An 18,113-nucleotide genomic window follows, 5' to 3' on the forward strand; every position below is an offset into this window, starting at 1 on the left:
CTCACATTGATATTTTTGCAGAAATTTTAAACAGTTCCTTTTTCACAATGAAACAAAGCGAAATAAAAAAGAAATACCCTTATGTAGAGCGTGACATCAGTTGGATGTACTTCAACCAACGTATTCTGCTAGAAGCCGCCCGTCCAGAAGTGCCACTGCTGGAACGACTCACTTTTCTTGGCATCTATTCAAATAACCTGGATGAATTCTTCCGTGTCCGTGTAGCGACTCTGAACCGGATCGTAGAATATGCCGATAAAAACATACAAGCAGAACAAGAAACCGCCGCCTGCACTCTGAAACAAATAGGAAAGCTGCACAATCGTTACTACAAGCAGTTTGAGGAGATATTCGCTTCCATTATGGAGGAATTGAAGAAAGAGAATATCTACGTCATCAAAGATGCGGAAATGACGGACGAACAGAAAGCATTCGTCACTTCTTTCTATCGCAACAAACTGAATGGTTCTACCAATCCGCTTTTCCTCAATGGAACCCGCCCGCTGGACGATCAGACAGATGAGGATATTTACCTTGCCATCCGTCTGCTGCGCAAAGATGAAACGGGAAAGATAAAGGAGAAAGACTATGCAGTGATTGAACTGCCGACCGGAGACTTCGGCCGTTTTATTCAATTACCTGATTCGGATGGAAAAACATATCTCATGTTTCTTGATGACGTGATCCGCTATTGTTTGCCGATGATTTTTGTTGGCATGAAGTACACAGATTATGAGGCGTACACTTTCAAATTCACTAAAGACGCCGAAATGGAAATTGACAGTGATCTGCGGACAGGGGTACTTCAGAAGATTTCCAAAGGTGTGAAAAGCCGGAAGAAAGGGGAACCGATCCGTTTCGTCTATGACGAACAAATTCCTAAAGACTTGCTGAAAAAGTTGACCGGCCGCCTGAACGTGGATAAGAATGACACGCGTGTAGCCGGAGGACGCTATCACAATTTCAAGGATTTGATGAAATTTCCGGTTTGCGGTCATCATGAACTGAAATATCCTGTTTGGGAACCTATCTTCAAGCCTGAACTGAATGGCATGGAAAGTCTGCTCACTTTGATTCGTCGGAAAGATCGTTCCTTACATTATCCTTATCATAGTTTCGATACTTTCATCCGTGTGTTGCGAGAAGCCGCTATCAGTAAAGAAGTAAAAAGTATCAAGATGACGCTTTATCGTTTGGCTAAAGACTCCAAAGTGATAAAGGCTTTAATCAGTGCAGCCAAAAACGGAAAAAAAGTCACAGTAGTTATCGAACTGTTGGCACGTTTTGATGAAGCGTCTAATATCAACTGGAGCAAGAAAATGCAGGATGCGGGGATTCATGTTATTTTCGGAGTAGAGGGTTTGAAAATTCATTCTAAATTGCTGCATATCGGCACTCGGCACGGAGATATCGCCTGCATCAGTACAGGAAATTTCCATGAAGGAAATGCACGTATGTATACTGACTATACCATTATGACTGCTCACCGTCCCATTGTCCGGGAAGTCAATGCCGTATTCGATTTTATCGAAAAGCCTTATACTCCTGTTGATTTCAAAGAATTGCTCGTTTCTCCCAATGATATGCGTAAACGATTCATTGCGCTTATCAACAAAGAGATAAAAAATAAGGAACAGGGAAAAGAGGCTTATATCCTTGCTAAAGTAAATCATATTACTGACCGTGCACTTGTTGAAAAGCTATACGAAGCCTCAACAGCGGGTGTTCAAGTGGAACTGGTAGTACGCGGTAACTGTTCTTTAGTGACAGGCGTTCCGGGTATCAGCGAGAATATACACATCAATGGTATTATCGACCGTTATCTCGAACATTCGCGCATTTTCATCTTCGCCAATGGTGGAGAAGAAAAATACTACATTGGTTCTGCCGACTGGATGCCTCGCAACCTGGATAATCGTATTGAGGTGGCGGCACCGGTCTATGATAAAGAAATCCAGGCAGATTTAAAACGAATTGTCTGCTACGGATTCCGGGATACGGCAAAAGGAAGAATTGTGGATGGTACAGGCGAGAACCGGGAAAAAGAACGGGAAGAGAACAGTGTCCCATTCCGCTCACAAGAAAAATTATATAACGAATACAAGAATACATTATGATAAGTATGAAGAAAGTTAATTATGCGGCAATAGATATAGGCTCTAATGCGGTGCGACTGCTGATAAAATGTGTAAACGAGGAGAATGCGCCCGAATTAATGAGTAAGGTACAGCTCATCCGTATTCCGTTACGGTTGGGAGAAGACGCCTTTACTGTGGGGGTTATCTCTACAGAAAAAGAGAAGAAACTGATTCGGCTGATGAAAGCCTACAAACAATTAATGAAGATATATGATGTGGTAGACTATCGTGCGTGTGCCACCTCTGCCATGCGTGATGCACGTAATGGCAAGGATATCGTTCAGCAGATCGTCAAAAAGACGGGTATCCGTGTAGAAATCATCGACGGGCAGGAAGAAGCGCATATTGTTTACGACAATCATATCGAACAGTTATTTGCTTCAGGACAAAATTACTTGTATGTAGATGTAGGAGGTGGTAGTACGGAAATTAATCTCATCAGCAACGGTGAACTGAAAAATTCCCGTTCATATAATATAGGTACGGTACGTATGCTTAGCGGTATGGTAAAGGAAGAAGAAAAGGAAGCTTTGCGCACTGACCTGATAGGGCTTGCCACAGAATATACCCCTATCAGCATCATCGGTTCGGGAGGAAATATTAATAAGTTATTTCGTTTAGCGGACAAGAAAGACAAAAAAGCGTCTCTCCTACCCATCGAATCACTGCAAGATATATATGAAACATTAAAAGCCCTCTCTACCGAACAACGTATTAAGCAATATAAGTTGAAACCGGACCGGGCCGATGTTATTGTTCCTGCTGCAGAGATATTTCTCGAGATAGCTACTCATGTAAAAGCTACCGGAATTATTGTACCTACCATCGGACTGTCCGACGGTATTATAGACAGCTTGTACACGCAAAACATGAACAGGCCTGATTCTCCGCAATCTCGATGAATGAATATATAAAAAACTCCTGATACTAAGTCTGGATATACTAGTATCGGGAGTTTTTGTCTCATCTTGCTATAATGTATAGATTCATCTTTAAAAGAGTTAGGTATTCGGATTTTGTTCTTTATATTTGTGCAACTATATATTTGAAACAATATGGATATAAAACTTAGAATTGAGCAATCTTCGGATTATCATGAAACCGAAAACATTACACGGGAAGCATTCTGGAATCATTATTCTCCGGGATGTGACGAACATTACCTCCTTCATATTATGCGTAACCATCCTAAGTTTGTGCCGGAGCTCGATATTGTTGCAGAACATAATAACAAGATTGTCGGTAATGTTGTCTGCCTCAAATCATTTATCATGGCAGATGACGGTAACCAATATGAGGTTTTGAGCCTGGGGCCCATTTCTGTCCTCCCCGAATACCAACAGCAAGGTATCGGAGGAAGAATGATTGCACTTACCAAAAAATTAGCTTCCGAAATGGGATTTCGTGCTATTTTACTTTGTGGTGACCCGGATTATTATCTCCGACAAGGATTCATTCCTGCCGAAACATTAGGGATTCGCACTGAAGACAATATGTATGCTACTGCTCTTCATGTTTGTGAATTATATGATAATGCTTTAGCCAATGTAAAAGGCCGTTATATAGAAGATAAAATATATCAGATTGATAAATCTGCTGCTAATGAGTTCGACAAGCGATTTCCTCCAAAAGAAATGGTAGTTGGTACTCCGTCACAAAAACGGTTTAATCAGATAGTAGTGATGCAGAAAAAAGCGAATTAAGGTTGAATAACCTAAATCGCCTGATTTGTACATCTCTGGAGCTCGGTCCTGCTATGATATTAAGCAACTATCATTCAATATAGTTACCATTCTTCGTATCTTTGCAGTTACAAAACATTCAACATGAGAAATTTGAATTTACAAAAAGATACTACTGACACTTTGTAATTCTTAATCTATCAGGGATCGCTTCTTTCCTCCCTTTGGCTGAAGTAAAATTTTTCTGCCACTGTAGAGGGCTTTATTCAATTCACTATTCTACAATTAAGCATGATATATATACATTTTAATACGCGCACAGCATTTCTACAATCAAACGGGCATCACATGTACTAATAAAGTTCCCTTTTACTTTTTTCTTTTTACCATTATCAAAGCCCCAAATAGAAAAATCAATGGAAAGAAAGTAGGAAATTCTAACAACATTTACGATATAGCGACACTATCCCAATGGTTTGTTTACTTCATCCATAGCTTTTGATGACATTATCCGCATCTTTTACTTACTTTATCCTTATGTTTTTTACAAATATAGCGGCGCTTTTGATGTAAATATGCGGTGCTTTACGCAATAAAGGCATTGTTTTTCAATAAATCATGGGGATTTTCCTGCTAATAGAGAAGAATGATAGAACATGAGAGATAGCAAAACCCTTGATTACACGAACAATCGTCAGAATAATCAGAGATTCTAAAACTTTATGTATTTACTTTGTCATCGAATGGGTAATTACATAAAAAAGGGGAGCATTAAGGCAGCACTTACTTCCCTACAATCTCCCCATAATCAATGCACACAAGTTCTTTTCGAATAAAACTGTTTGCAATATTTCTCTTTAATAGTTTTAGTACTGAATCACTTTATCACTACTAACTGTCTTATACCAATCAGTAGTTGAGCTCTGATCGTGTGCCCAATCTGCAAATTTAGAATATGCGTTCGTTATCACTGTTGTTTCTGTTGGATAAGCAAATTTATCAGGAACACACAAAGCCCATGTATTATTAACTGCCTTGATTACCTCAAGCACCTCATTATCCGCCAATTGTCCATTCGCCGTAGCCGAATTAAAATGAGTCAAATGGATTTCTGTTCTCTTTTGACCTATCCCCTGATAAGCAATGAAGAAGTCTAAACCATCTGTCACACTAGGGACGGATATTTCATTTTTAAGTTTGACGTTCACTTCAAGAGTATATATATCTGTAAGAGGAGTACTAGCATTCCCAGTATTCAACATGGGGCGTTGTGCTCCTGTATATCCATATACATAATGTGCGTCTCCAAATAAAGGAATCACAAGTTCATTGCCATTGGCTTCATAAGATGCATTTTCAAATATACCAGAATTTAATGAGCCGGTACGTTGAGCAGCGCCTGCACCAAAACTTATCTCTTCCACATTATTTTTGTCTATTCCTCGTATTCTCAAACCAGCACCTAATTGTTTCACGGCACCAACTGCCCGAAGGTCAATTTTATATTTTAGTTCTTTCACATCATTACCGGCTGCAGGCAAAGTTACATTCAACACAATATCATTGAAATCGTAATCTCCTGCTTTCGGATAGTTATCTTCGAAAGCATAAGAATAAACTGCATATCGAATTTCTACATCATCCGGTTTTTCATCAGAGTTATACCCTTCTTTAACACAGTCACCGTCAGCAGGAAGTATAAATTCTGCTTTGCCCGGATTACAATAGGTAGCACCTTGCTGTAATCCCTTATTTACTAGCCATGCAAAAGGAGACCAGTTATAATGTGCTTCGCCTTTATATGTTTGATCTGTTATTTCACAAATGATATTATTACTTACTTTAGAAGCAGATTGAGCCAGACCGGAAGTATTATCTATTTCGTGAATTCTTAATAAGGCAGTTCCTTGTGTCGGACCGGAAACTGTTCTGAATAAATTAGCTTTGCCCGTACAAGTCAACATGGATTGTGCTTCCATCACGATATTATTATCATTTCCATTACCCGTCAATTCTTTGCAAATAGCTTCGGAAGTATTTCCCATAACAAGCGTACCAAATTGTAATTTTCCAGCTTTCAGATAACAACCGTTTTTAATATTAGTATTATTGTTGCCATCTATATTTTCGACTTCAATGGTTCCATGATTTATCAATGTCGTACCATTTGTAGAAGCATTATAAGAATTCAGTTTAAGTGTTCCATAATTCACAAAATCAACTCCGTTTCCACTTCCATCAATTTTCAAAAAGTCACAATCAATCGTACCCGCATTATAGTTTGTACGCCCAGCCGAACTATTTGTTATCTGAATACCTCTGTCACCAACAATACTTCCTCCCTGCATCACAGTTATATAAGAAGCCCGCGTTAATATCAGACTCCCATTTTTAGCAATCTCTATCTTTCCACCATTCTCAACGATAATTTCTGTAATATCAGAAAATTGATTACTATTCTCTATAACCCATGTGCTTCCTTGAGGAACGATTACTTTCACAGCACTTATTTTTCCATCTCTATTTCCAGTTGCACTAAATCCAGCTTTAAAAGTTCCTTCCTGAATCTTAAACCAACGCTCACTTTCTGTAAAAACAGGAAATTGACCATAACTTCCACCCCAGCCAGACTTTGCAGAAAGATCCCAATTAGCCTGAATGACAGTAGAAATTGCCTTTTTAGCACTAATAAAATCGGCTGTATAAGGAGCTTCCATGACTGGTATACTAGTCATCACAGCTCGTGATATAGAACGTGTTGGCGTACCTTTGTCTCCAAAGTGCGCTGTCACTGTACCATTTTCAATCGCTGTCGGTTGGACCAGATAACGTTTGTGTTCATCTATACGCGCAACAAACACTTTATCAAGAGATGTTGCGCAATCCATCACCACATCCAAAGTCATACTTTGAGTGACAGTTCCTTCCGCTAAGAGTTTTGCTGTACTTTCCGGGCTTAATGGATCGGCATCAAATATCTGTATCTTATAATCTACTCCTTGATCCCCATTGATTGACACATGTGCCGTTACACTTCGTGACATTGTCCAATCACCATCAGAGTCGATGTTTTTTACAGGAAAAGTTTCTTCGTAAATTTGTTTCAGTTGATCTGCATTAAACAGATTTTTCTCATTATCAACGCAACTAATAAAACTGATAGAAGATACTAACAACGAAAATGTGAAGATTTTTACAATGCTTTGTTTCATAATCTTTAAATACTTAAGTTTGCTTTATTTGCACAAAAAATAAAAATCATTACGAATCAACAATCAGCAATGAATGTACAAAGATAGTTGTATTTACAAATAAGAAACGGATAAAGTTGTATTTTTCGACCTACGGTTAACATCTTTTAAAAGATAAGGCTTTAATTACTCCCAATAAAAAACGACCTATTACATTATTGAATATTAAAAGCTTAGAAGTACAAATATGCAATATGCAATCAAAAAAAAGAGTTGCAGATTCTATGCAACTCTCAATTAAACGACAAAGATCCAGTGTTACAAAGCACTACAACTACAAAATACCGAGCTCTTTCATCTCCTTATTAAAAGGATAAAAATTAAAAACTAAAAGGGGAAAATCAATGGTAATACAAAAATCATCACGATTCCCATAATAATCTGCAACGGCAATCCCACTTTTACATAATCCATAAAGGTATATTGACCGGCAGGCATCACCAAGGCATTAGGCGGTGTAGAGAACGGAGAAGCAAAACACATACTTGCACCTACCGTCACAGCAAACAAGAAAGGAACCGGACTGACTCCAATCTGTATGGCACTTTGCAAAGCAATCGGAGCAAGCAAAACAGCGGTAGCCGTATTACTAATAAACATCGTCATCAACGAAGTTGTAAAATAAATACCTGCCATCAATGCAACCGGTCCGTATGATCCCAAGCCGTTCACCAATGTGTTGGAAATATATTCCGAAGCTCCCGTTTTCTCCAATGCCAGAGACATAGGAAGCATGGCTGCAATCAATACAATGCTTTCCCAGTTAATCGTTTTATAAGCCGCTTCTACATTGCGGAAACATCCCGTGAGCACCATCAATATACCCGCTATCATAACAGCTGTAACCGGAGCAACCGGAATGAAGTCAAAAACCATCATTGCCACCATTAACACCATAATAGCAGCTGCCACCGGAGCTTTATAGTCTAACGTAACTTTAGCCGCTTCCGCCAAAGGTTGTCCCAAAACAACCCAATCAGAATCCTCTTTGCTAAGACGGGCTATATTATTCCATGTTCCTTGCACCAAAAGCACGTCACCACTATGAATACGCTCATTCCCCAAATCTTGCAATAAGTATTCCTTTTTACGACGAATCCCCAATACGTTCACATTAAATTTATCACGGAAGCCAGCTTCTTTAATGGTCTGGTTTATCAAATTAGAGGATGGCATCAATACTATTTCAGCAATACCGATATCATAAAAATCCAGCGAATTAGTCGTACTTTTTGTTTCTTCCGTTGCATGGTCACCTAAAATCTCTAGCAGGAAATCTTCTGCAAAAAGCTGTACCTTATCAAATTCTCCTGTCACATACAAAATATCCTCGGCTTGCAACATCGTGTCCGGTGCAGCAAACTTCTGGGTAATCGTTTTCAGAAAACGATGTTGCGATGCATCACCACGACGCACTTCCATGATATTCAAACCATATTTGCGACGAATATCCAAGTCAATAATCGTCTTGCCCAAAAGCCGGGAATCTTTTATTACCTGCAAACGAAACAGATTGCTGGAAAGCCCATATTCATTTACCAACTGTTTCAGTGACTTACCCGAACGTTTATTATCATCTTTCTGGCCTTTTTTAGAAAGAAACCATTTGCTAAGTGGCATCAATACCAGCGTACCGACAATCACACAGACAATGCCGACAGGCAGGAAAGAGAAGAAGGAAAGCGGTTCAAGTCCGGCAGAAGTCAACGTATTTTGTATCACAAGGTTCGGCGGAGTACCGATTAAAGTCATCATACCTCCCATACTACTTGCAAAAGCCAACGGCATCAACAGCCTGCTCGGATTCATACCGGCACTCATTGCCAGACTGACAACAATAGGAAGCATCAGTGCCACCGTTCCTGTGTTACTGACAAACGCACCAATGGCCGAAGTCACCAACATCACCAACAGAAATAACCGGATCTCACTGGTTCCCGCAAGTTTAAGAATACGGGAACTAATCATCTTTGCCAATCCCGTTTGAAAGATAGCCCCTCCCACTACAAACAATCCGATCATCATAATGACTACCGAATTGGAAAAACCGGAAAGTGCTTCATCAGGAGTTAATATCTGAAAAATAAGTAAGGCTATCAGTGCACACAGTGCCACAATATCCGAACGAACCTTGCCGTTCACGAAAAAGACAGCCGAAAGAACGAGAATAATAATGGTTATTAGCATACGTAATTAAATGATTGTTTTATTTTGACTCTATCAAAACTTATTTAGGTGAACAAAAATAGAAAATACTCCAGCGTTATTAAAACAAACTAGAAATGATTTTAGTTCATGAGACATCATTTAATATTTTAATACATTTTCTTTCTGAAAAAAGACTCGAAATCAAGCAAAATATGATACCATACAAGAACTACAAGACACCATACCTCCACTATTTCTTCATCGCATATAATTACAGTCTCACAATATAATGTTGAAAGACAATATATTTATGTATTATTTTTTGAAAGTTAAAGAACAATTCATATCTTTACACCTCATTTATATCAAACATTTTATGGCAAACAATTATTTGTTAAATTATTGGATTAACGAAGTTCATTGGGGTTATAATTATTTACTAGTAGTTATTTTGCTCCTTGTCATCAGCATCTTACTATATAGAATCCGAAAATTGCAAAAAACGATTAAAAAGACCAATCATTCCTACCGTTTCTCCTTTGATATTCTCGATAACCTTCCTTTCCCCATCTTTGTAAAAGATATTACAAACGATTTCCGATACTATTACTGGAATAAAGAATCAGCCGCTCAATCCGGCATTAGCAGTGAAGAGGCCATCGGACATACTGATTATGAAATTTACGGAGAAGAAAGAGGTGAAAAATACCGGCATATCGACAAAGAACTCATACAAGCAGGCAAAGTATATCGCAAAGAAGAGAAATACACCACTCCCGATGGAATCACCCATGATACTATTGCCGTTAAATCTATTATTTCATGGGAAGGAGAAAAGAAATGGCTGTTGGCAACCCGGTGGGATATCACACAACTCAAGAATTATGAAAGAGAATTAGTTGCCGCCAAGGAAGAACTGGAAAAAGCATTGAAGAAGCAAAAACTAGCTCTAAAAAGTATCGACTTCGGCCTTATCTATATTGATAAAAATTACCGGGTACAATGGGAGGAAACAAGACAAATAGCCAGCCTGGTAAAAGGCAGACGATACATACCGGGAAAAATTTGCTATCAGACCAGTGCACTTCGTAATGAACCGTGTGGACAATGTGCTTTCAAGAAAGCTATCGAACAGGGCAAAATTATCCGGCATACCATCAGAGTAGACGATGTAGATTTTGAAGTGACCGCAACACCTGTATTCGGCGATGAAAAGGAAACTGAAATTATTGGAGGATTACTTCGTTTTGAAAACATCACTGAAAAATTAAAGATGGACAAAATGCTGCAGGAAGCAAAGGAAAAAGCCGAAGAATCCAATCGGCTCAAATCTGCCTTTCTCGCTAATATGAGCCATGAAATACGAACCCCGCTAAATGCGATTGTAGGATTCTCCGAAATGGTTTGCCAAACGGAGGAAGAGGAAGAGAGAAAAGAATTTGTAAAAATCATCTCCAGCAACAATATCTTATTATTGCAACTAATAGACGACATCCTCGATCTTTCTAAAATTGAAGCCGGTACTATGGAATTCACATTTGCACAGACTGATATCAACGAATTGATGGAAGGTATTTGCAGACAAATGCAAGAAAAGAATTCTTCCCCAGACATTCAAATCTTATTCACAGAGAAAGCAGATCAATGCATGATGTATACCGACCGCATACGTCTATCACAGGTTATCATCAACTTTACAAATAATGCTTTGAAATTCACCCCTAAAGGTTCTATCGAAATGGGATACCGGATTGAAGAAGCCAAAGATGAAATATACTTTTATGTAAAAGATACAGGTATCGGAATTCCTGCTGACAAGATAGATAAAGTGTTTGAGCGCTTCGTCAAACTGAACTCCTTTATTAAAGGGACAGGACTCGGACTAGCCATCTGCCGTGTCATAGTAGAAAGACTGGGCGGGGTTATCGGAGTGGAATCTAAAGAAGGAGAAGGCTCTCGCTTCTGGTTCAGAATTCCAAGGTCAGAGAAAATTGAGAAATAATAAAAAGAAAAGAGGATATTGTGAAAAGTATGTTCCAATATCCTCTTTATCCTATATTTTTAATGTAAGAGTATACTTAAAGTGCAGTCTCTAATATCCTGCGGGCAACAGCACCCGTTACATTTCCATTCTCTCCATATTTAGCACCACGTTCATTGAATCGGCGTTCGATTTCCAGAATAGTATCCTGTCCGATGTTCTCTTCATGCAAACGTGTAGTCAGCCCAAGCGAACGAAAGAACTCTTCGGTATGACAAATCGCTTCATCAATCCGTTCTTCTCGCGTACCGGAAGTAATTCCCCAGACTCTTTCACCATACTGCAAAAGTTTATCTCCTTTTTCTTCATGAAGCACCTGTAAAGTGGCAGGAAGAACAATGGCTAACGTATGACCATGTGTCAATCCGTGCAAAGCAGTAATTTCATGACCAATCATGTGAGTTGCCCAGTCTTGCGACACTCCCATAGCAATAAATCCATTCAATGCCATTGTAGCCGAAAGCATAAAATCAGCCATCAGTTGATAATCATGCTGGTTTTCACGGATTTTCGGAGCTATTTCTACCAAAGTTTGTAAAATGCCTTCCGCCCAACGATCCATAATGCGGCTCTGCCCGGGAGTAGTCATATATTGCTCCATCACATGAACAAAGGTATCAGCCAAACCACAGGCCACCTGATGAGGAGGCAAGGTAAAAGTTACTTCCGGGTCAAGAATAGAGAAGATTGGATAGTTAGCATAAAAAGGATATTTCTCTTTTGTTTCACGACGGGAAATAACTGCCCCGTTATTCATCTCCGAACCGGTAGCGGGCAAAGTCAATACAGTGGCAAGAGGTACAGTATGAGTGACTGGACGTCCGGCAAGTACTAAATCCCAGGCATCACCATCATACAGGATTCCTGCGGAAATCAATTTCGTACCGTCAATAACGGAACCACCACCAACAGCCAGCAGATAATCTACTTTCTCTTCTTTTCCCAAAGCAATAGCTTTACGGAGAGTTTCAATGGCAGGATTGGGTTCGATTCCCCAGAATTCTACTGTAAAATGATTCTTCAATGCTTCCTTTACCTGATCGTACACTCCGTTTTTCTTCACGCTTCCACCGCCAAAAGTAATCATAATACGCTTGTCGGACGGTATTTCTTTAGCCAACCGAGCAATCATCCCTTTTCCCATTATCAGTTTCACGGGATTTTGAAAAATAAAATTTTCCATATCTTAGTCTATTGTTATTATTTTGGTTATTAGCCACTATCCTTGCAAAGATATATGATTTATCCGAACCCTGTCAGAATCAAGCGAAGAATTGTTGTGCCACGGAAGGAACCATAGCCGACAACCAGGGTTTCATATCCTCTGCTACCAATAACCAATACAATAATAATATAATGAAAATGGCAATAGCGATACCTACTAAAACTTTTCTCTGTTTCATAATTGTTTTTGTTTAAATATTCAATATTTATAAGAACAGTTCAGGTTGAAAATTGTTCTATATCAGAAAAATGAAGGCAAAAGAGAAAAAAAGTCATTTTTTGTTTGCTGTTTCAAACAAAGTGTCTATATTTGCCCCCATAAAATTACAAAAGACAATGAGAACAATGTTAGTAAATACATATTGGTGGTGGCACCCGTTACAACTCCGACAGTCGTAAGGGAGCAGTGCTCGTATGTATATACCTCATTAAAGATATAACAGATTTGAAAGAGCCCTGTCGCAACTTGCGGCAGGGCTCTTTTTATTTGCCCATTTTCGAACAGATTTAGATAATAACATAAAAAAATAGATAGGATTATGAAAAGTTTTTTAGTTGACCAGGATGGCTATTACGGAGAATTCGGTGGTGCTTATGTACCGGAAATCCTCCACAAATGTGTTGAGGAACTGACAAACAAGTACCTCGAAGTGATTGAAAGCGAAGAGTTTAAAAAGGAATTTGAGCAATTATTACGCGACTACGTAGGACGCCCTTCCCCACTCTATCTAGCAAAACGCCTTTCCGAAAAGTATGGTTGCAAGTTGTATCTGAAACGGGAAGACCTGAATCATACCGGTGCACACAAAATCAACAACACCATCGGACAAATCTTGCTGGCACGCCGCATGGGAAAGAAACGCATCATCGCCGAAACCGGAGCCGGACAACATGGAGTAGCAACAGCTACCGTATGTGCGTTGATGGATATGGAATGTATCGTTTATATGGGAAAGACGGATGTAGAACGCCAACATATCAATGTGGAGAAAATGAAAATGCTGGGAGCTACCGTTATTCCCGTTACTTCCGGAAACATGACCTTGAAAGACGCAACCAACGAAGCGATCCGCGACTGGTGTTGCCATCCTGCCGACACTTATTATATTATCGGCTCTACCGTAGGCCCTCATCCTTATCCTGATATGGTGGCACGCCTGCAATCTGTTATCAGCGAAGAAATAAAAAAACAACTGCAAGAAAAAGAAGGACGTGACTATCCGGATTATCTGATAGCCTGCGTTGGAGGAGGAAGTAATGCTGCCGGAACGATTTATCATTATATCAATGATGAACGGGTAGGCATCATTCTGGCGGAAGCCGGAGGTAAAGGAATAGAAACCGGAATGACCGCCGCCACCATCCAACTCGGTAAAATGGGAATTATCCACGGAGCGCGTACTTACGTCATCCAAAACGAAGACGGACAGATTGAAGAGCCTTACTCGATTTCCGCCGGACTGGATTATCCGGGCATTGGTCCGATACACGCCAATCTTGCCGCACAAAGACGTGCCAACGTTTTGGCAATCAATGACGACGAAGCAATAGAAGCCGCTTACGAACTGACTAAACTCGAAGGTATTATCCCTGCACTGGAATCCGCCCATGCATTAGGAGCTTTGAGAAAATTGAAGTTCAAACCGGAAGATATCGTTGTATTGACTGTTTCAGGACGAGGAGACAAAGATATTGAAACCTATTTATCGTTTAATGAACAGCAATAAGTAATTAGTAAACCATCATTCGTAATCAATAATCAAGCAATTATAGAAATGAAAACATTTAATTATACAACTCATAGCAAACAAGTGCTCGGAGATATGCATACTCCTGTCAGCATTTACCTGAAAGTGCGCGACATGTATCCGCAATCTGCATTAATGGAAAGTTCCGACTATCATGCCGGAGAAAATTCCTTGTCATTTATAGCCCTCTGTCCCCTGGCAAGTATCGGTATAAATGGCGGCATTGTCACTTCCAACTATCCCGATAACAGCCGCACGGAAGAACCCCTGACAAAAACCTTCCATGTAGAAAAGGCCATGAACCGGTTTATCAATCAATTCCAGGTGACCGGGGATAATAAGAATGTATGTGGACTTTACGGATACACGACGTTCAACGCTGTGAAATACTTCGAGCACATCCCGGTGAAAGAAAGTCACGATGAGCAAAATGACGCTCCGGATTTGCTATACATATTATATAAGTATGTCATTGTTTTCAATCATTTCAAAAATGAATTGACACTCGTTGAAATGTTGTCCGAAGGAGAAGAAAGCGGCTTACCGGAACTGGAAGCAGCCATCGAAAACCGGAATTATGCTTCTTACAACTTCTCTGTAACAGGTCCCGTTACTAGCCCTATCACCGACGAGGAGCATAAAGCCAATGTCCGCAAAGGAATCGCGCACTGTATGCGTGGAGATGTTTTCCAAATCGTACTTTCCAGAAGATTTATCCAACCTTATGCCGGAGATGATTTCAAAGTGTACCGCGCACTCCGCAGCATCAATCCTTCTCCTTATCTTTTCTACTTCGATTTCGGAGGATACCGCATCTTCGGTTCTTCACCGGAAACACATTGCAAAATCGAAGATGGTCGTGCTTACATCGATCCGATTGCCGGAACTACCCGCCGTACCGGAGATGTAGTAAAAGACCGGGAACTGACAGAAGCTTTATTGGCTGACCCTAAAGAAAATGCAGAGCATGTCATGCTGGTTGATCTTGCCAGAAACGACCTTTCCCGTAATTGTCATGATGTACGCGTACTATTCTATAAGGAACCACAATATTATAGTCATGTCATTCACCTGGTAAGCCGTGTCAGCGGTATGTTGAATGAGGGCGCAGATAAAATAAAAACGTTTATTGATACGTTTCCTGCCGGCACATTAAGCGGTGCTCCCAAAGTACGCGCTATGCAGTTAATCAGCGAAATCGAACCACATAATCGTGGAGCCTATGGTGGCTGTATCGGTTTTATCGGATTGAACGGCGAATTAAATCAGGCTATCACTATCCGTACTTTTGTAAGCCGCAACAATGAACTCTGGTTCCAAGCCGGAGGAGGTATTGTAGCACGCAGTCAGGATGAATATGAACTGCAAGAGGTGAACAACAAACTGGGAGCACTGAAAAAGGCGATTGATTTAGCTGTCAAATTAAAAAATTGAAAGCAGAGATAGTATTTGAACAACCATTTTACAATGACAATAAAAATGAAAATATTACTTTTAGATAACTACGACTCTTTCACTTATAACCTACTGCACGCAGTGAAAGAATTAGGGGCTACAGATGTAGAAGTAGTTCGCAACGACCAGATAGAGCTTGATGAAGTAGACCGATTTGATAAAATCATCCTGTCTCCCGGACCGGGCATACCCGAAGAGGCCGGACTGCTATTACCTATTATTAAAAGATATGCTCCGACCAAAAGCATTCTGGGTGTCTGCCTCGGTCATCAAGCCATCGGCGAAGCTTTCGGAGCACGTCTGGAAAATCTCAAAGAAGTATATCATGGGGTACAGACTCCGATTACCATCCTTCACCAGGATTTGCTTTTTGAAGGGTTGGGAAAAGAAATCCCTGTTGGAAGATACCATTCCTGGGTAGTCAGCCGGGAAGGTTTTCCCGATTGCCTGGAAATAACGGCAGAAAGTCAGGAAGGACAAATCATGGCAATCCGCCATAAGACCTACAATGTACATGGTATTCAGTTCCATCCCGAATCAGTATTAACTCCGCAAGGAAAAGAAATTATTAAAAACTTCTTAAACGATTAAACTTATGAAACAGATTCTATACAAACTTTTCGAACATCAATATTTGGGACGCGATGAGGCTCGCACCATTTTACAGAACATCGCACAAGGAAAATATAATGATGTACAGGTAGCCTCTTTAATTACCGTCTTTCTGATGCGTAATATCTCTGTGGAAGAATTATGCGGTTTCCGCGATGCATTGCTTGAAATGCGTATTCCGGTTGATTTAAGTGAATTTGCTCCGATAGATATCGTAGGAACCGGAGGTGATGGAAAAAATACATTTAATATTTCTACAGCTTCCTGTTTTACTGTTGCCGGAGCCGGTTTCCCGGTTGTGAAACATGGTAATTACGGAGCAACATCAGTCAGCGGTGCCAGTAATGTAATGGAGCAACACGGTGTAAAGTTCACCAGTAACGTCGATCAACTGCGCCGTAGCATGGAGAAATGTAATCTTGCCTATCTGCATGCTCCTTTATTCAATCCGGCATTAAAGGCAGTTGCTCCGGTTCGTAAAGGATTGGCAGTGCGCACTTTCTTTAATATGCTCGGTCCGTTGGTTAATCCGGTATTACCGGCCTATCAGCTTTTAGGAGTTTACAACCTCCCGTTACTTCGCCTCTATACCTATACTTATCAGGAAAGCAAGACGAAATTTGCCGTTGTTCATAGTCTCGACGGATATGACGAAATCTCTCTGACAAATGAGTTTAAAGTGGCGACCAGCGATCATGAAAAGATTTACGCTCCCGAGAGTCTCGGATTCTCCCGCTATAAGGAAACTGACCTGGATGGTGGACAAACACCGGAAGATGCAGCTAAGATTTTCGACCAGATCATGAATAACACGGCTACGGAAGCTCAAAAAAATGTAGTGGTAGTCAATTCAGCTTTCGCCATCCATGTGATTTGTCCGGAGAAGACTATTGAAGAATGTATTGCTCTCTCCAAAGAGTCATTGGAAAGTGGACGCGCATTAGCTACCCTAAAAAAATTCATTGAATTGAACAGTTAATGTTTTATTTTTGCAAATCCATCATTTACAATTAATAATCCCACATCAATGAAAGATATATTATCAGAGATTATAGCAAACAAACGATTTGAAGTTGACCTGCAAAAGCAGGCTATCTCCATCGAGCAATTACAGGAAGGTATCAGCGAAGTTCCGACCTCTCGTTCTATGAAGCAGGCATTAGCCTCGTCTGCATCGGGTATTATCGCTGAATTCAAGCGTCGGTCTCCATCCAAAGGATGGATAAAGGAAGAAGCATGCCCGGAAGAAATTGTTCCCTCCTATGCAGTAGCAGGAGCCTCTGCCCTTTCCATCCTCACCGACGAGAAATTTTTCGGAGGAAGCCTGAAGGACATCCGCACTGCACGCCCTTTGGTAGAGATCCCCATTCTTAGGAAGGACTTCATCATTGACGAATACCAGCTTTATCAAGCCAAAATTGTCGGTGCCGATGCCGTACTTCTTATCGCAGCCGCATTAGAACCGGAGAAATGTAATGAACTTGCAGAAAAAGCTCATGAACTAGGTCTGGAAGTTCTTCTGGAGATTCATAGCTCCGAGGAATTAATATACATCGACAAGAAAATAGATATGGTAGGAATCAACAATCGTAATCTGGGTACTTTCTTCACTGATGTAGAAAACTCTTTCCGCTTGGCCGGACAGCTTCCCCAAGATGCTGTATTGGTATCCGAAAGCGGCATCTCCGATCCGGAAATAGTAAACCGACTTCGGGCAGCCGGATTCCGTGGATTCCTGATCGGTGAAACATTTATGAAAACACAGCAACCGGGAGAAACTTTACAGAATTTCCTGCAAGCAATCCAATAAACTA

At 40.3% G+C, this 18,113-nt stretch carries 13 protein-coding genes; 9 read left to right on the forward strand and 4 right to left on the reverse strand.

Annotation, left to right across the window (positions count from 1 at the left end):
* The first annotated feature begins 47 nt into the window (after positions 1–47).
* From DXA54_RS11245 to DXA54_RS11255, 3 genes are all read left to right on the forward strand, one after another.
* Positions 48–2,117 (forward strand): RNA degradosome polyphosphate kinase, encoded by a 2,070-nt coding sequence (locus DXA54_RS11245; RefSeq protein ID WP_032846627.1) that lies wholly within the window; start codon positions 48–50, stop codon positions 2,115–2,117.
* A complete protein-coding gene (locus DXA54_RS11250) occupies positions 2,114–3,040 on the forward strand; it encodes an exopolyphosphatase (protein WP_004317877.1) in 927 nt (308 codons plus the stop codon). The genes DXA54_RS11245 and DXA54_RS11250 overlap by 4 nt, the downstream gene beginning before the upstream one ends.
* Before the next feature lie 153 nt (positions 3,041–3,193).
* Positions 3,194–3,841, forward strand: a complete 648-nt coding sequence (locus DXA54_RS11255; RefSeq protein WP_120079503.1) for a GNAT family N-acetyltransferase — start codon at positions 3,194–3,196, stop codon at positions 3,839–3,841.
* Positions 3,842–4,686: 845 nt separating this feature from the next.
* Here the strand turns inward: DXA54_RS11255 and DXA54_RS11260 are convergent.
* On the reverse strand, positions 4,687–7,032 hold the full coding sequence (locus DXA54_RS11260) for an LruC domain-containing protein (RefSeq protein ID WP_008651577.1): 2,346 nt from the start codon (positions 7,030–7,032) through the stop codon (positions 4,687–4,689).
* Positions 7,033–7,398: 366 nt separating this feature from the next.
* Positions 7,399–9,258, reverse strand: a complete 1,860-nt coding sequence (locus DXA54_RS11265) for an SLC13 family permease (RefSeq protein WP_070782551.1) — start codon at positions 9,256–9,258, stop codon at positions 7,399–7,401.
* Positions 9,259–9,595: 337 nt separating this feature from the next.
* On the opposite strand from DXA54_RS11265, the gene DXA54_RS11270 reads away from it, so the two are divergent.
* A complete protein-coding gene (locus DXA54_RS11270; protein WP_032848889.1) occupies positions 9,596–11,221 on the forward strand; it encodes an ATP-binding protein in 1,626 nt (541 codons plus the stop codon).
* A gap of 76 nt (positions 11,222–11,297) precedes the next feature.
* Here DXA54_RS11270 and DXA54_RS11275 read toward each other — a convergent pair whose 3' ends face one another.
* Positions 11,298–12,443: an iron-containing alcohol dehydrogenase gene (locus DXA54_RS11275; RefSeq protein WP_004300100.1), complete on the reverse strand. Its 1,146-nt coding sequence runs from the start codon at positions 12,441–12,443 to the stop codon at positions 11,298–11,300.
* Positions 12,444–12,522: 79 nt separating this feature from the next.
* The gene (locus DXA54_RS28210) at positions 12,523–12,663 is read right to left on the reverse strand and encodes a hypothetical protein (RefSeq protein ID WP_004300101.1); all 141 of its coding nucleotides are present in this window, start codon (positions 12,661–12,663) and stop codon (positions 12,523–12,525) included.
* Positions 12,664–13,023: 360 nt separating this feature from the next.
* On the opposite strand from DXA54_RS28210, the gene trpB reads away from it, so the two are divergent.
* From trpB to trpC, 5 genes are read left to right on the forward strand one after another with little or no spacing between them, the layout of a single operon-like run.
* On the forward strand, positions 13,024–14,211 hold the full coding sequence (gene trpB, locus DXA54_RS11285; protein ID WP_004303719.1) for a tryptophan synthase subunit beta: 1,188 nt from the start codon (positions 13,024–13,026) through the stop codon (positions 14,209–14,211).
* A 48-nt stretch (positions 14,212–14,259) separates the two neighbouring features.
* Entirely contained in the window at positions 14,260–15,666 is a 1,407-nt protein-coding gene (locus tag DXA54_RS11290; protein ID WP_004311853.1) for an anthranilate synthase component I family protein, read from the forward strand.
* Between the two features lie 45 nt (positions 15,667–15,711).
* Positions 15,712–16,278 carry an anthranilate synthase component II gene (locus tag DXA54_RS11295; RefSeq protein WP_008651733.1) on the forward strand — a complete coding sequence of 189 codons (567 nt, stop codon included), beginning with the start codon at positions 15,712–15,714 and terminating at the stop codon, positions 16,276–16,278.
* Between the two features lie 4 nt (positions 16,279–16,282).
* Complete coding sequence (gene trpD / locus DXA54_RS11300) at positions 16,283–17,278, forward strand: anthranilate phosphoribosyltransferase (RefSeq protein WP_004317865.1); 996 nt, start codon at positions 16,283–16,285, stop codon at positions 17,276–17,278.
* A 48-nt stretch (positions 17,279–17,326) separates the two neighbouring features.
* Positions 17,327–18,109: an indole-3-glycerol phosphate synthase TrpC gene (gene trpC / locus DXA54_RS11305; protein ID WP_004311855.1), complete on the forward strand. Its 783-nt coding sequence runs from the start codon at positions 17,327–17,329 to the stop codon at positions 18,107–18,109.
* The last annotated feature ends 4 nt before the right edge of the window (positions 18,110–18,113 follow it).

The sequence above is a fragment of the Bacteroides sp. OF03-11BH genome, from assembly GCF_003604005.1.
Lineage (GTDB): Bacteria > Bacteroidota > Bacteroidia > Bacteroidales > Bacteroidaceae > Bacteroides > Bacteroides ovatus.

What these genes read in the sequence shown, in the direction of transcription:
- DXA54_RS11260 (WP_008651577.1), bottom strand. Translation starts at nt 7,032, where the DNA reads ATGAAACAAAGCATTGTAAAAATCTTCACATTTTCGTTGTTAGTATCT.
- DXA54_RS11275 (WP_004300100.1), bottom strand. Translation starts at nt 12,443, where the DNA reads ATGGAAAATTTTATTTTTCAAAATCCCGTGAAACTGATAATGGGAAAA.
- trpC (WP_004311855.1), top strand. Translation starts at nt 17,327, where the DNA reads ATGAAAGATATATTATCAGAGATTATAGCAAACAAACGATTTGAAGTT.
- DXA54_RS11255 (WP_120079503.1), top strand. Translation starts at nt 3,194, where the DNA reads ATGGATATAAAACTTAGAATTGAGCAATCTTCGGATTATCATGAAACC.
- DXA54_RS11250 (WP_004317877.1), top strand. Translation starts at nt 2,114, where the DNA reads ATGATAAGTATGAAGAAAGTTAATTATGCGGCAATAGATATAGGCTCT.
- DXA54_RS28210 (WP_004300101.1), bottom strand. Translation starts at nt 12,663, where the DNA reads ATGAAACAGAGAAAAGTTTTAGTAGGTATCGCTATTGCCATTTTCATT.
- DXA54_RS11265 (WP_070782551.1), bottom strand. Translation starts at nt 9,258, where the DNA reads ATGCTAATAACCATTATTATTCTCGTTCTTTCGGCTGTCTTTTTCGTG.
- DXA54_RS11295 (WP_008651733.1), top strand. Translation starts at nt 15,712, where the DNA reads ATGAAAATATTACTTTTAGATAACTACGACTCTTTCACTTATAACCTA.
- DXA54_RS11270 (WP_032848889.1), top strand. Translation starts at nt 9,596, where the DNA reads ATGGCAAACAATTATTTGTTAAATTATTGGATTAACGAAGTTCATTGG.
- DXA54_RS11290 (WP_004311853.1), top strand. Translation starts at nt 14,260, where the DNA reads ATGAAAACATTTAATTATACAACTCATAGCAAACAAGTGCTCGGAGAT.
- trpD (WP_004317865.1), top strand. Translation starts at nt 16,283, where the DNA reads ATGAAACAGATTCTATACAAACTTTTCGAACATCAATATTTGGGACGC.
- trpB (WP_004303719.1), top strand. Translation starts at nt 13,024, where the DNA reads ATGAAAAGTTTTTTAGTTGACCAGGATGGCTATTACGGAGAATTCGGT.
- DXA54_RS11245 (WP_032846627.1), top strand. Translation starts at nt 48, where the DNA reads ATGAAACAAAGCGAAATAAAAAAGAAATACCCTTATGTAGAGCGTGAC.